This is a genomic window from Methanohalophilus halophilus (genome assembly GCF_001889405.1).
Lineage (GTDB): Archaea > Halobacteriota > Methanosarcinia > Methanosarcinales > Methanosarcinaceae > Methanohalophilus > Methanohalophilus halophilus.
Genome location: NZ_CP017921.1, coordinates 219,078 through 234,635, shown reverse-complemented (window position 1 = coordinate 234,635; position 15,558 = coordinate 219,078). Strand labels below are relative to the sequence as shown.

The 15,558-nt window shown below is 38.7% G+C and carries 8 protein-coding genes; 2 read left to right on the top strand and 6 right to left on the bottom strand.

Annotated elements, in window-relative coordinates; genetic code table 11:
* Positions 1-612 precede the first annotated feature (612 nt).
* Positions 613-2,214 carry an RNA-directed DNA polymerase gene (locus BHR79_RS01165; RefSeq protein ID WP_072560448.1) on the top strand — a complete coding sequence of 534 codons (1,602 nt, stop codon included), beginning with the start codon at positions 613-615 and terminating at the stop codon, positions 2,212-2,214.
* A gap of 1,267 nt (positions 2,215-3,481) precedes the next feature.
* On the opposite strand, the gene BHR79_RS01160 is transcribed toward BHR79_RS01165, so the two are convergent.
* Genes BHR79_RS01160 through BHR79_RS01145 form a run of 4 tightly spaced genes read right to left on the bottom strand, consistent with a single transcriptional unit; the run spans position 3,482 to position 11,273 of the window.
* Entirely contained in the window at positions 3,482-4,993 is a 1,512-nt protein-coding gene (locus BHR79_RS01160) for a type I restriction-modification system subunit M (RefSeq protein ID WP_072560446.1), read from the bottom strand.
* A gap of 36 nt (positions 4,994-5,029) precedes the next feature.
* Entirely contained in the window at positions 5,030-7,015 is a 1,986-nt protein-coding gene (locus BHR79_RS01155) for a restriction endonuclease subunit S (protein WP_072560444.1), read from the bottom strand.
* On the bottom strand, positions 6,993-8,477 hold the full coding sequence (locus tag BHR79_RS01150) for a PIN domain-containing protein (RefSeq protein ID WP_072562247.1): 1,485 nt from the start codon (positions 8,475-8,477) through the stop codon (positions 6,993-6,995). The genes BHR79_RS01155 and BHR79_RS01150 overlap by 23 nt, the downstream gene beginning before the upstream one ends.
* A 39-nt stretch (positions 8,478-8,516) precedes the next feature.
* Positions 8,517-11,273, bottom strand: a complete 2,757-nt coding sequence (locus BHR79_RS01145) for a type I restriction endonuclease subunit R (RefSeq protein WP_072560442.1) — start codon at positions 11,271-11,273, stop codon at positions 8,517-8,519.
* Between the two features lie 219 nt (positions 11,274-11,492).
* Here BHR79_RS01145 and BHR79_RS01140 point away from each other — a divergent pair, with 219 nt between their 5' ends.
* Positions 11,493-12,365, top strand: coding sequence for a DUF5655 domain-containing protein (locus BHR79_RS01140; RefSeq protein WP_091828922.1), 873 nt, complete (start codon positions 11,493-11,495; stop codon positions 12,363-12,365).
* A gap of 338 nt (positions 12,366-12,703) precedes the next feature.
* Here BHR79_RS01140 and BHR79_RS01135 read toward each other — a convergent pair whose 3' ends face one another.
* Both BHR79_RS01135 and BHR79_RS01130 read right to left on the bottom strand, forming a co-directional pair.
* Positions 12,704-13,981, bottom strand: a complete 1,278-nt coding sequence (locus BHR79_RS01135) for a hypothetical protein (protein ID WP_072560438.1) — start codon at positions 13,979-13,981, stop codon at positions 12,704-12,706.
* Position 13,982: 1 nt separating this feature from the next.
* On the bottom strand, positions 13,983-15,518 hold the full coding sequence (locus BHR79_RS01130) for a UvrD-helicase domain-containing protein (protein WP_072560436.1): 1,536 nt from the start codon (positions 15,516-15,518) through the stop codon (positions 13,983-13,985).
* Between the last annotated feature and the right edge of the window lie 40 nt (positions 15,519-15,558).

The following is a 15,558-nucleotide window of genomic DNA, read 5'->3' as shown; positions in this document are numbered from 1 at the left end:
TTACAGCAACAGTATTCAATTTAATGTCACTATTCTCAATTATCCTCTTCTTGATTCTCTGAAACGTCTTTCTATCTACTCCCCATTCCTCATCCTGTTTTTGAGATTAATCAAGTATCTTCTGCATAACATATCCCTTATTCAAGAATTTCTGTGGCCTTGAAACGTCCATAGTTTGCTCATCAATCTCATTGGCCTCTTTGCCAATATACACGAAACCATCAATATCAATATGCTTCCTTTCAAGAACACCAATATAATCCTCAAACTTATGTTATGGATGATTCACATACTCAAGAATCGTATTGCTTAATGGCTTGGTCTGTCCTTCCCGTTCTTTGTTATAATTAATACCTTTGCATTTATCCAGTACATTGGAAGTAGTGGCAGTCAATCTTGTTATTGCATAAAGGCTGGAATATTTTCAACATGTTTTCTTCGGCAATTATCTCATAATGTAAAGTCATATAAACAATTTCTAAGTGTTTGCTTTTTTTATTATTAACTATATACTGCCCTATTCTTTTTAGTTATAAGTACACTAGAATTCGGCAAAATTTTTTGAAATGAATACAAAAATTTAAATGTTGATACGATAGTATAAACTTCACAATGAATCTTAAAAATTTACTTGAAAATGGATATTTTCCAAAAGAACTACCTCCTGCATTTTCAACAGAATCTTTTGCAAGCAAACATCAAATAATTGATTCACAATGGAATCCGACATCTAGAAATGATGTTCCTAAAATACCAAATACACAACTTACGGATTACTTGATTCCTAAAAAGAATCATATTAGAAGAAAACTAAGTATTGTGAACCCCATATCTCAATTTTATTTATCAAAATTCATAATTGATAATTGGGCAGAAATAAAAGCTCATTGTAGTAAATCAGAACTTTCTACAAGCAGGCCCGTCGAAAATTGTTTTGAAAATCCAAAAAATAAACGTTCGATACAAACTCTAAACTCATTTCAGCAATATAAGAAGAAATGTATTACTTGTTCTTATGATAGAATGTTTGAACTAAAAACAGATATTTCCTGGTTTTACCCTTCTATTTACACACATTCAATTCCGTGGGCATTGCATACCAAAGAGGAAGCAAAAAACAATCGTAATGATTACCAAAGATATTATGGCAATGTACTAGATAAATATATGAGAGCGTGTCAGTCAGGCCAAACAAATGGAATTCCTACCGGGCCTGATAATTCTCACATTATTGCTGAAATTATACTTTGTGCAATAGATCAAAAACTTAAAGAAGAATTCCCTGATCTTAAGGGTTATAGGTACTATGATGATTATTGCTTCTATTTGTCAAACAGAGATCATGTTGACAACCTTATTGTCTATTTACAATCTATTTTAAATGAGTATCAATTAGTCTTAAACGAACAAAAAACAATTATTAATCATTATCCAATGGCTTATGATGATCCATGGGTTTTATCTCTAAGTACTTTTTCTTTAAGGAAAAACGAATCCATGCAAGAAAAAGATATTTGGAAATATTTTAATTTGGCCTTTGATTTGTTCGATGAACACAGAAGTGAACATGTACTTAAGTATGCGATCAGAAGAATAAAAGAATATGAAATTTATGAATCAAATTGGGATTTGTTTGAATCGCTATTATTTAAATGCACTTTATTGGATGCAAAAACAATAAAACCAATTATAGAAATTTTATTGTATTATAAGGAATTTAAAAACCAAAACAAAATAAAAGATCTGATTCATACATTACTTGGTCAACATCTTTACAAAAAGCATTCTTATGAACTTTCATGGATTTTATGGATGGCTAAGACATTTGAAATAAAAATCCCAGCAAATTTTGCGAATACGATTCTTCGTTCTAATGATGTTATTCCACAGGTTTTGGTGTTGGATCTGATAAACAAAAATTTACTTGATTCAGATTTAGATACATCTTTTTTAGCTGATGAACTAACATCAGAATCACTATACGAAAATAAGTGGTTGTTGACTTATGAAGCAACAATGAAAGGATGGATTACGCCAAATGATTCAGGTCTTTTAGATAATGATGATTATTTCAGTGTTCTGAAGGAGAATGATATCTCGTTTTATGATGAAGATAAGCAATTAACACCGATTGAAATAAAAGATGAAGAAGGTAATTCAGATGGAGACGAACCCTATGGTGAATATATTTATTATAGTTTTGATTATGAATGAGCTATTCAATCATATTTTCCATTACGGAAAAATTATCCACCAATTCACTGTCTCTGATGATTCAATTTAACTGCTAGAGATACAAAAATTAAATAAATGGAGGCGATGTATTTCCATCAATGGTTGTTTTTGTGAAAATATGTTTCAATATTTCTTCTTTATTAAACCCAACAAAACTATTACTGTTAATGCGTTTTTATCTTTTTGGATCTGACATACATGAACAGTTTCTGACTCAGATTTAAAAGACTTTTTTCAACTTCCATTATATTGTTATAATCTGAAGATTTTGTTTCCTTTGTTAAATGATTTCAAATTCCACTGGCACACCACTACCATGAGCACGGGTCTGTCACTCCAGACAATATGATTCTAAGCCCGTGTTCACCACTACCATATTTTTCAAATAAATTTTTACAGTGCCGTCACAAATCCGTCAAACTTTAACATTTTAAACTATTTTACCTTATAAACTTGTTGTTTACTTTTTGTGTTTTATTATCCTTTATTATTATAACCCGCCTGCTGATATATGATTATTTACTTCTAGGCTTAACTGGTTTTTAAAGACGTCAAACTCCAAAATTTACTGTCGAAAACCTAGGGCCCGCCTGCTAGTGTTTTAGACATAAAAAAATTTAGATGGTAAACTAATGTCATACTAAAACAAGGCGCTATATAGCGATACGTCACAAACCCCCCTCTATAGGGTAAAAAACTCTATACGACACACTTAAATTTAAAATTAGGGTGGCCTAATACGTGAAATAATAAAAATACGTGTAATAAAACAATAGGGCTTTTGACAGGGTTTTGTGACTTATCGCTAGCAAGGGAACGGTTTTGTGCCGTCATTGCATAACCGGCGATGTACAAACCACCAACAGGCGGCTTTTTTGGTTATTTTTTAGCAGGTTGTGGGTTGAAATTCTTTGACGGATGAGTGGTGTCATTCATGGGGGCTGGCGGATATGTGCGCATAACTGCATAGGTTGACAGTCTAGAAGGGAGTTAGGCCCAAATATCCACGAGGCTTAACACAGAGCCCGCTCACAAGGCGCAGAGGGGTAGACAGGGCCTACACATTGATTGAGGGTTGCTCTTTGTCACGGCCTTCTGTGGGCTTCCTATGGGGTATCCGGTGTAGTGGCATATATCTGACTGCGATAATCCTGTATCCACTGGGGCAGGCGGGCCTAGAGCATAATCACAATATCGCCGAGGATTGGCACAGAGGGCGTTCAAGGCTTCATAGGAGTTTATCTGGTTAACCCTCTTCATCTGGTTTTTCATCCTGCACATTAACCGTAGTTATAATCTCCTGAAAGCTTTCAAGAGCTGATTCAAGATTCTCCACAATTTCATTTGCCAGAATGTCAGGCTCAGGCAGGTTGTCAAGGTCAGCGAGGCTTTCGTCCTTGAGCCAGAATATATCCAGATTGGTTTTGTCCCGTGCTACAATTTCATCGTAGGTGAATCTACGGAAACGTCCCTCTGGATTGTCTTCACCCCAGGTTTCTTCCCGGTTGAAACGGTTTTCCGGATTATAGCACCTGATGAAGTCGTCAAGATCGGAGTATTTCATCGGATTCTTTTTCAGGGTATGATGTACATTGGTACGATAATCATAAATCCAGACTTCTTTTGTCCAGGGGTCTTTAGCAGCCTTTTTTGCTTCAAAGAAAAGCACGTTTGCTTTCACACCGTTTGCATAGAAGATGCCTGTAGGCAATCTCAGTATGGTATGCAGATCGCTGGTTTCAAGAAGTTTTTTGCGTACAGTTTCACCAACTCCGCCTTCAAACAAAACATTGTCAGGAAGGACCACTGCTGCCTGACCTGCGGCTTTTAACATGGTGCGGATGTGTTGCAAGAAGTTGAGCTGTTTGTTACTTGTAGTGACCCAGAAATCCTGCCTGTTATAGGTGAGATCCTGCTTTTCGATTTCCCCGACTTCGTTTGTGAAGGTCATGCTGCTCTTCTTTCCAAAAGGGGGATTGGTGAGGACGTAGTCGTAGCGTTTACCTGCGTCGGCAATCAGTGCATCGGTGTTGTCGATCATCGGTTCTCCGTCGATCTCACCGATGTTGTGCAAAAAGAGATTCATCAGTGCCAGCCTGCGTGTCCCGGCCACGATTTCGTTGCCTGAAAACGTTTTGTCTTTCAAAAAGCGGCTCTGTTCCCGGTTCAATCCTCCTTCCCGGTTTTTGAGGAAGTCATAGGCTGCCAGGAAGAACCCACCGGTACCACAGCAGGGATCTCCGATGGTTTTGAGGGGTTCGGGCTGCAGGCATTCCACCATGACCTTGATGAGAGGCCGGGGTGTGAAATACTGGCCTGCACCGCTTTTGGTATCTTCCGCATTCTTCTGCAAGAGCCCTTCGTAGATCTCTCCCTTGGTGTCCACACCCATCATGACCCAGCTTTCCTTATCGATCATATCAATGACCTTGTACAGCATTGCCGGGTCACTGATCTTGTTCTGGGCTTTAAGGAAGATCTGGCCGAGCATACCGGGCTTTTTCCCCATTTCCTCAAGCAGCTTCCTGTAATGAGTGTCCAGTTCTGCACCCCGTTTCTGTTTCAATTCCTCCCATGAGTATTCTTCAGGAATCCCGATATCCCGGTTATAGGGCGGCTTGTTATACTCACTGGCCATCTTCAGGAAAATAAGATAGGTCAGCTGCTCCAGATAATCTCCGTAACTGACCCCGCCGTCACGCAGGACGTTGCAGAAGCTCCATACCTTGGATACTATGGATGATGTGTTTTCTGACATTGTTGGACCTTTGATAATGTTTTTAGTTGTAACGTTTTATTTCGCACCGGCTATCTCCGCCTGTACCTTCTCCAGCAGCACCTCTGCAGGTTCCCAGTCCGGTGCATTGTGTACCTCTTCCAGTTCCTGCTGGTTGAGCAGTTTCCCCTCAAAGGCCTTTTTCAGGATGCTCTGGCGCAGCGCTTCTGCCTTTTCCAGATTTTCCTCGATGTCCTGCTCAACTTTATCGCAAACTGAAAGGCGGGTTTCGATTTCGGAGACGATGGCTTGTTGTTCATTTAAGTGGCAAAGAGGTACGAATGTATTTTCTATAATTCCTAAATTTAGATTTGGTTGCACTCCGCCAGAAGATTTTAATCTAATTTCATCATAATTTTTCATCAAAAACCATCTTAAATATGGTCTTATTTTTTCTTCAGTTCCTTCTTGAACAATTGCAGCAATAGCTTGATTTGTTGTTGCTTCAATTAGCAATTCAGAGCACTTACCGCGTGTTTTTCCTTCTCCATAAAGAGCTACAAGTAGAGTATGCTTAGGATAAATTTTCAGATTTGTTTCATTTAAAGCAGTTTCAGTAACGTATCCAGATGGTAGATTCACATAGGATTTGTTTAGTGCTCCACTAGTAATCCAAGGAATTGTTCCATTTTCGTAGAAATCCCGTCTTTTTTTTAGAGGTGTGATTCCAGTTCCTACAATTGAAATTTCCTTTATCTTTGTCCATGTCCATTTTTTTGGTAAATTGGATAAGTTACTTATTTTACTTTCAGATAGGAGATTGTTTTCTTTGCTCATTTTTGGTTTGGAAGGCTTCTTCTCTTTCTTTCCACCATCTTCCCACTCTTTAACCGCCGCTTTCCATTCATCCAGTTTCCTGTTGTAGCTTTCTTCCCTCTCCTTTCGAATCTGCTCCAACAATTCCTCCGCATCCGGCAGGTCAGTCTGCTGCTGTCGCCACTCTCGCGTAAGTTCTCCCTCAAATGCCTTCTTCAGCACCGCCTGCCGGTACACTTTGAGTTGCTCCTGTGCCTTTTTGAGGTTGGCTATGCCGTTGTCCAGTTCGCTGAAGAGTTGCTCGATTTTGGAAACGATGGCGCGTTGTTCGGGGAGGGGTGGTAAGGGAAATTGATAATTCCACAGGATAGCAGGGTCAACATGAGGTGTGCCTGTTCCCTTTGTTCTTGTATTAATTTCAAGATATTTAGATTTCAGAAAATAATAAGCAAATTTATTTTCTGTAGCTTGGATCTTGAGACGCATTAAGGTGCTACCTAATGCACCTTTTATTGCCTTTCCAACATAACCACTACGAGACCCATCCCAAACCATTACTAGGTCATCTTCTTCACATATTACACAATTCTCTCCATCAGTATAATATTTTATTTCCCCTTTATCAAAAGCTCTGATATTGATATATGGATATTTGAATACATCAGACCCTTCTGATTGTTGTTTTTTTGGTTTTTTTCCTTTTTTATATATGGCAAAATCACCTAAACGAACTGTTTTCCACCCGTACTTCTCCTCAAATTTTAAAATATTCTTATTCAGCATGTTTTTTTGCGTATCTAATTTGCTGTCCATTTCAGTACGATACTCGTTACCAGATTCCATTAATACTGGTTCATAATCTCTGAAATAATCTAAAGGCAGATAATAATAAGATTGAGGTGGCCTGAAGTCTTTTTTTAGCAGATAGGGATCGATTGGTTTGGAGAACTCATGGAGATTGCAAATCTTGATTGCATAACCAATTTGAGTATTACTGAAATAGTCAAAAAAATCGTTTTTGGTAATACCTCCATATTCATGGCATTGATCCCATATATTTTCGGGATAATCTTCGATGATGCCGGCAATTTCAAATGATGCAACAATTTTTTTGACTGGTGAACTTGAATAAATGAAGACTTTGGTGATATCTCTTCTTTTAAAAATGGACTTCCTGAACTCGAATTTCTTTTTTCCTTTTAGGATTTCATCAACATATTCTGGTTTAATTGACAGTAAAACGTTCATCGAGTTTGCCACCACTTTTTAGGGCTACATATCGTTCATGGTTTATTTCTGTTATTGATTGGGGGTGGCTCTTAAGAATACCTTTTTCCTTCAAATAGTTTAAGTTTAAGGGATTTGGTAAATATAAATGGTGTTTAAATGGAATCACAAATACGTTTTTCTTTGTCCATCCCATGAGTTCTTCATCGGAATACACACTTCTTTTTCCCACAATTCTTTTCAGTTCTGCGGGGTCTGTTGTTCTAATTGGATCTTGATCGACCACACCTACAGCTGTAATTGCTTTTTGATCTCTAGAGCGATAGAACAGAACTATACTTCCCGGAGTTATTTTTGTTATTCTTGAGGACGACAAATAGGCTTTTTTAATTGCGTTTCCAGGAACGTTTATTTTTGTATAGTCATCAAAAGTCAACTGTCTTCTGGAACAATCAGGAAAAAGAGTATCGTGATAGTCTGGTTGGATTGGAATGATAAATTTTTTGATGTTTTCATCATCTTTAAAACATGGATAATATCGATTGGCAATCGTAAGAGGTTCTAACCCTGTGTCTTCCACTTTGAATTTTTTTAAATATACATCTTCACCATTGGAGGTTCTCTTTCCAATGTTCTCAAAACCATAATTTCCAATTACATATACTAGAGAATCATCGTTTGTTTCAAAATGGGTGAGGTATATCTCAAAGAAATTGTTATTTATGCAGTATTGAAATGCTATTTTTAGAAACAGTTCTCCCATTTTAGAACCGGACAAATCTACTTTTAAAGTTGTTATTTTGACCCGAGATTTAATAGGTTGAGGAGGATATGTGTCTATTGCTTCAGTTTCCTCTTTGAGCATCAGAAATCCCTTTATTTCCCCTTCCTCTTCATATATCCAACATTTACGACTTTGTTTCACACATTTTTCCGTCCACCACTGCTGAAAATTGGTATAATCTCTTTTTAGAGAATCAAAAAAGGGTTGATCAATGTCAATTTCATGAGCATATAATTGCTTTAACAATGTATGTTTGGGTTCGTACCTTTTATATAATCTTTTGAAATAGTCAAGTGCTGAAGAGATAGAAAAAACGCGATCGTCAACATCCAGTCGGAATGCTTTTCTCCGTATTCCTTTATCTTCTGTAATAATAAAATCTACGAGATCTTTATAAAGTGAATACAGTATTTCGTTATCATTTATGTCATGTGAATTTGAAGGTGTGCCTACCAAAGACACAAATGAATCATTTGGTTGAGGTGGTGATGGTAGTATTGGATAACCATGAAGTTTTGATAGAATCATCTCTCTTCTTTCAGCGTCATTATCATTTTCTATATCCTTGAGAGAAGCAGGATGAATAACCTCTTGATGACTATGTTCTCTGATTAGTGCAAGTAACTCTTGAAGATCTGGAGAAAGAATTTTCGGGTCCTGTATGTGAATCAAAATATTAGTATCATATAGAATTTTCATGCCATCACACAACTTCATTTATTGAAAGACCATAAGAGTTCAAACCGCCAGTGCCTCATTCAATTCATCAATCATCGTGTTCATCTCATTTCCGAAGAGCTGGTACATCCGGCCACGTCCTCCCAGTGCATCGAACGGAGGATAATCCAGGTCATCGATTTCCAGATGGAAACTGGTAGCCACGTAATCCCTGATCATTCGCAGCCAGCCCATCTGGTCTTCATTGAATTTCAGGGTACCGGCCTGCTTATCGAATACCCAGTTCTGGAAATTCCTGCTTACGGTTAAGTCATAGGAAGTCAGTACCGGGTCTATCTCGGTAACCCTGCGGATCAGGGAGATCAGGGCTGTGAGTTCGTTCTTCGGGGAATTCCCGTTGACCTCCTCCAGCTGCTCGTAGGCCTGCCAGACCCTCAACGGAGCCAGATAGGGCTTCTCAGCTTTTAGTTTTTCCAGCACATCCTTGATCATCCTGAAAGTGACATCCCTGCGCTGATAGGGCTGGTTATAGAAAATCTTCAGGGCCGTGATCTCCTCCCGGTTTGCCTCCAGATAGGTTTTGAAATCACTTACCACCTCATCAGCCCTGATAACAGCATCCTCGTCCCATTCCGCTCTCAGGATTGTATCCGTATTTACCGTATCGATAATCTGTTCATGGACCTTGCGCACATTTTCCAGATACTCATTCAACTGGCCGGTAAAGGTAGCCCTTGCAGTGCTGAATAAATTCTCCCGTGCCTTCCTTCTGGCCTCATTTTCAGACATTTCCGGCTCTTCTGTCTGAATCATTTGCGTCTTTGCCTCGATTACATCCGGGTTGTGGGCATTGAGCAAATCCTTAATGGCCTCATTGATTTCTTTCCCGCCAGTCTTCTCGGCAAAGGTTTCCCGCTCCTGTGGTGTAATCTGTTTTTCCAATCTTGCCAGCCGGTTGGCCAAAGAAACATAAACGTCCTCATCCTCTGCTCCGAAGGTGACCGCTCCAAGCAGATCCTTCATAGGAATGCCCTTCTTGCGCTCCAGAGGCCGGCTGTCGGTCTTCATGGATTTGGTAACACCCACAGCATCCACGATCACAAAATGCGTCTTGGCCGAGATTGACGAGGGAGTCACCTTCTGCAAATCATCAAAATCCAGGGTGCGTGTACCGCGTCCCTTCATCTGCTCGAAGTAATTGCGGCTCTTCACATCCCTCATGAACATAAGGCATTCCAGCGGCTTGACATCCGTGCCGGTAGCAATCATGTCCACAGTAACCGCTATTCTGGGATTGTAATCATTCCTGAACTGGGACAGGACGGATTTCGGGTCTTCATCCACCTTGTACGTCACCTTCTTGCAGAAAGCATTCCCCTCTCCGAACTCTTCTCGCACGATCTGGATAATATCATCCGCATGGCTGTCCGTCTTGGCAAAGATCAGGGTCTTGGGTAACTCTTTTCTGCCCGGGAAAATCTCGGGAAGTTTATTCTTGAAAGTGCGAATCACATTTCTTATCTGGCTGGGATTAACCACATCACGATCCAGTTTATTTGAAGTATATGTGAAATCTTCATCAAGCTGCTCCCAGCGTTTTTTGCGGGACAGTTTCTCACGTTTATCGACAAACTCCTCGGCCTTGATCTCTGCTCCGTTTTTGGTGATCTCGGTCTCAATCGTATAAACCTCATAACCCACATTCACCCCGTCTGCCACGGCTTCCTCATGACTGTACTCGCTCACCACATTCTCATTGAAAAAAGCAAAGGTACGTTTATCTGGTGTAGCCGTCAGGCCGATCAGGAAAGCATCAAAGTAATCAAGCACCTGCTGCCACAGATTGTAGATGGAGCGATGACACTCATCGATAACCACGAAGTCAAATTCTTCTATGGGAACATTCTCATTATATACAACCGGCAGGGGTTCTTTTGGTTTCCACTCTTTTTCAGCCGGATTTTCCTCTTCTGATTCCTCGTCCAGTTCTTCACCTTTCAGTATGGAATAAAGTCTCTGTATAGTGGAGATGCACACCTGGCTATCCGAGGAAATATAATTGGAAGTCAGGCGCTGGACATTATAGAGTTCGGTAAATTTGCGGTTATCATCATTGGGTACATAGGCCATGAATTCCTGTTCAGCCTGTTCTCCCAGGTTACGTGTATCCACAAGGAAAAGTATTTTCTTAGCATCGGCAAACTTCAGCAATCTGTAAATGAACGTGATGGCAGTATAGGTTTTTCCCGATCCTGTAGCCATCTGCACCAGAGCACGGGGACGGTTTTCTTTAAAAGATTCTTCAAGATTGTAAATGGCCCGAATCTGGCAATCACGTAATCCATCTGTTTTAAAATCGGGCATTTCAAGGAGTCTTTCCCTTAAACTCTTCTCCTGTTTGAGATAATGCAGAAATGTTTCCGGACGATGAAATGAGAAAGCAGGCCTGGATCTTGGCTTTGGGTCCCGATAATCAGTATATCTTGTAACTTTCCCCGTACTTTCATACACAAAAGGAAGTGGTTCATTATTGAGGTACTTCAACTTGCTCGTAGCATATTCAGCTGACTGCTCTTCAACAACAGTAAGGTGGTGACCTTCCTCTTCCCTTTTGGCTTCAATAACTCCGACAGGCTTCTGATTCACAAAAAGTACATAGTCTGCAGGTCCCACCTCGGTCTGGTATTCCTTTATCGCAACACCGGTCGAAGCGTTCCAGTCGAGCCGATTCTTATCCTGCACAGCCCAGCCCGAATCATCCAACTTTTTATCTATAAGATCTCTGGCTACTTGTTCGGGTTTTTGATTGTGGCTCATGCGTTTGATCTCGCTGAAGTAAACTTATTTTTTTAGGATATGGAGATTAATTGTGGATAGGTCTGGATCATTGTATTTATCTATAATATGTTTGTTAATTAAAAGTTTAATGATTTTATGCTGTTTTTGTTAGACATGTTCAGAATTTTGGTAAAAATAATTTTTATATCTTGACTTCCACATATCTATTCTATAGTAATGTATTGGGGTGTGGTCGGTGTGCATTTAATAAACCTTAAAAAGATTTCTTTGAAACGAAATTCTGGTATAAATGAAAAATGGATACAGGAGCAAATATCTTCTGATCCTTCAATACTAGGGTTTGGAGATTTGATTCTGAAAGATATAGAACGCAATCATCGAGGTGCTGGTCGGCTTGATTTATTACTTCAGGACCCTGATTCTTTAAAAAGATATGAAGTTGAAATTCAATTAGGTAAAACAGATGAATCTCACATAATAAGGACTATAGAATACTGGGATAATGAAAGAAAGAAATATCCACAATATGACCATTGTGCTGTGATTATAGCCGAGGATATTACAAGTCGATTTTTTAATGTAATCCAGCTCTTTAACGGCAACATACCTATTGTTGCCATCCAAATGAATGCTTATGAAGTGGAAAATACTTCCGGCCTTGCTCTGACTTTCACAAAGATACTGGATGAATTTGAACTTGGTCTCATCGATGAAGATGAGGAAGTAACTGAAGTTGTAGATAGGTATTATTGGGAAAATAAAGGATCTAAAGAAACAGTGGAACTGACGGATAATTTACTTCAATTAATCAAAGAGATCGATCCCACCTTTGAACTCAAATATAACAAATATTATATTGGTTTGGCAAAAGACGGTTCAGCAGATAATTTTGTAAGTTTTAAGGCAAGGAAAAGTTACCTGATTATGCGATTAAAACTAGAAGACTCAGAAGATATCCAAAACGAGCTTCTTGAATCAGGCTTAGACCTTATGGATTACAACCGTAGAAGTGGGCTTCAAAGAATCCGTTTGGTAAAAAAAGATCTTGTAGATAATGAAGAAATAATCAGGAGATTAATGCAGATGTCATATGATTATGTTCATTTATGATATGTCCTAAATCAACATCCAAAACACACAGTATATTATATATTTTCTACTATATGCGTATTTTGAGGGAGGTTGAAGGTCGCTATTTTATATAAACTCATCCATACAAGGCGACAAATGGTAAGGCAATAATAATTTAATAAATATGATCTTATTTACTTCTGAAGTTGCCTTTTTAATCTCTCTGCATTTGCTTTTTTATCAGCTGCATATCTAGGACTTGGAACATTTATACAACTTGGACCCGGTTTACATATTCCCATTTCCCGGATTTTGTCACAACTGGAAGTTTTTAACCTTTGATAAGCAATATTAAAAGGCTGCATGTTGTCGGTTTCCTATTTGTATATCGCCTGTGCAGATTCTTTAGGTATTCCCATCTGTCCTAAAAAAGCAGACAATAAAATAAGCATGTCTTCGGTTGGGTCCCTTGCTTCAAGGACGTTATGAATACATCCTGGCCACCTCTCAACCGATACCGTATTGGGTGATATGTCTGCCTTTGTTAGTTTCTGTGCCTGCCTGTATGCCTGAGAGATCGGGCAGTTATCCTTATCGCATCCAACGGAACCCACAAGATCACGAGTTTTAATGCAGCTAAAGTGATATTTTCCCCCGTAGACAGTCATGGCATTATGTATATACAGTTCAGGTTCCGAAGGTGTAAAGTGTTTACATTTCTTTATGATTTCATGTACTGCTTCGTATGTTTCATCTTCTGACTTTCCCAGTTTTTCGCATAATAGAACAATCGCCTTAGCTGCTTCATATCGTCCATGTTTCATTTCGGCAATATTAGCCATAATGTAACGCATACAAGGGAAGTTTTGAAGTTCATCGTTGATTTCAACATCCTTTGTTGGATTCCTATTGGCTTTCTTTACCCTGTCACATTCTGCTTTTAGTGCTTCAATTATTATGGTGTGATAATGTGTGTCTGTAATATCCCATTCTTGAATTCTATCTGGTATTTTCAGGGGCAAACTCCCTGGTTTTGGAGGCTCAACTGGTATTTTATCCAACTCAATCTGGGTCTTAAAATTACCATCTTTACGAGTGGTGCCAAAGCAGCGAACTTGTGTCCCTTTTCTATCTTTACTGAACTTGATTTTGCCCCAATCAAGGCCGATTTTATCTGGATGAATAGCTGCTTCCTGTAACAGTTGGGTAACTAATATCTGTCTAATTATTCGCATATAATCTATGTTAAATGACTTAATAGATCTTTCCAGTTTTTCAGGAAGATTAAAAGGAGATAATAAAAAGGAAACGTGTATTCCTTTGCCACCACTAAAAGCGCATTCATTAAATGGGATATAGTTTTTCATGCAGTATTCCAGAAGTCGAGATATAGATGCCTGCATGGTCCACCAATCGTCAGTGTCAGGGTCTATAAACACTTCATTAGGCATTATTGATCGTGTATATATGGGCTCCTCTACAAGGTGCCATACATCCTTATATGGTAACCATTTATACAGTTTCATGTCTATATTCTGAGGGTCTGGATTTTTCCCTTCCTTTATTTTGATTGATACAGGAGTTTTGTTATATTTGTCCTGTAACATATCCAGATATCGTCTTTGTGCCTCTATCTTTTCTGCATTTGTAGGCACTTTATTGCCTCCTTGTCAGAGGGAAATTTTTGCCTTTATCTTTCACAACGATTAGTTCCTCTTTGGATCTAGTTATACCTACATAGAATACTCTAGCTTCTTCAGCAGGATCTTTACGCATTTCTTTCTTTATTTTATTGCTTATTCCAGTATGCAAAAAAACTCTATCTGCTTCAAGTCCCTTACTTCCATGTATAGTTGTGAGAACAGTTGCTTCTGCTTCGCTCCATGTAACTTCTTCGGCATATTTTTCTAATGCAGCTTGGAACTTCTCGTATTTTAGATCTGAAGGGTTAGACATGTAATTTACAGGATTTGGTGATTCCAATATTTTGTACAATGAATCTCCAACGAAAAGTGGTCCATAATCATCACGATATTGTTCTTCCTCGATGGCTGCCTTAATACTTTTCTTTGAACCACCATATGAAAAATAGTTAACTGGAAATTGGTCCAGCATTGCAAGAATATCAGACTTCGATAGAACTAGTTTCTCAATTCCATGTTTTGCCATTATAAGTATATTGAGCACGATAATTTCCTGTTTGGTCCATCCACTAATACCTGCCCATAGAATTCCTTCACGAGCCATTTCATGGGCAATGCGTGCAGCCTGATAGTTAGATCTCACAAGATGGAATACTTTGAAATTTTTATTTCCCTTCCAGAAGGATTTATGAGCCAAATACTGTTTGTAATTTAAGTGATCGATTTTTCCTTCTTGTGCTGTTGTATCTATTTTTGGAATATCCATATTATATCTATTAGCCAGCCCACATGCATATTCCCATATTGCTGCTGGTAACCTGTAACTTTTGTCGAGAACAGTTTGTTCACTATCAAATTGCTTGAAATATTCTGGGCTACCACCCCAAAACCCATATATGGATTGTAACGGGTCACCTGCTATTATTACTGTATCTATATTTTCACTCCATAGTTTTATAATTTTAAATTGGAGTGCAGTCAGGTCTTGAAATTCGTCCACCAATAAAACATCACAGTCTGGTATCAATTGATGCCTAAGCACTTCTACGAGCATATCTGTGAAATTTATTTTATCATTATCTAGTTTCCATTGTTGGAAGTCTTTTATGACTTTTCTTGCTTGTGATGGGGGTATTTTTAGTTCCTTCCAACCCGGAAATTTTGTTATTTTTTTATAAGGTGTGCCTGTGTTCTGCATCCACCCCCAACAATCAACCAGACCTCGACTTTTGGAAGGTTCCGTTTCATCATGTGTTGGTTTTGATAGTTTATTTCCCGTATCATTCTCAAAACGTTTGTAATCATTTGGTTTCATCAATTTCACATTTTTCTTTTCAGCTAACAAACAATTACAAGTTCCATGTATGGTATTTACCTCGTCCTTTGTAACCTCTTCTCCATTTAGATCACTGAGCCTTTTACGTATATCGTCAGCTGTTGATCTAGAAAATGTGACAATCAGTTTCTTACCTGATTTCTGTAGGTATTTTTCAATCAAAGCTGATGTCTTGCCTGTTCCTGGTGCCCCCCATATTGCCAAATTAGACATGTGCATCACCCCAATGTAACAAGGGTAACACCTTTTTTAG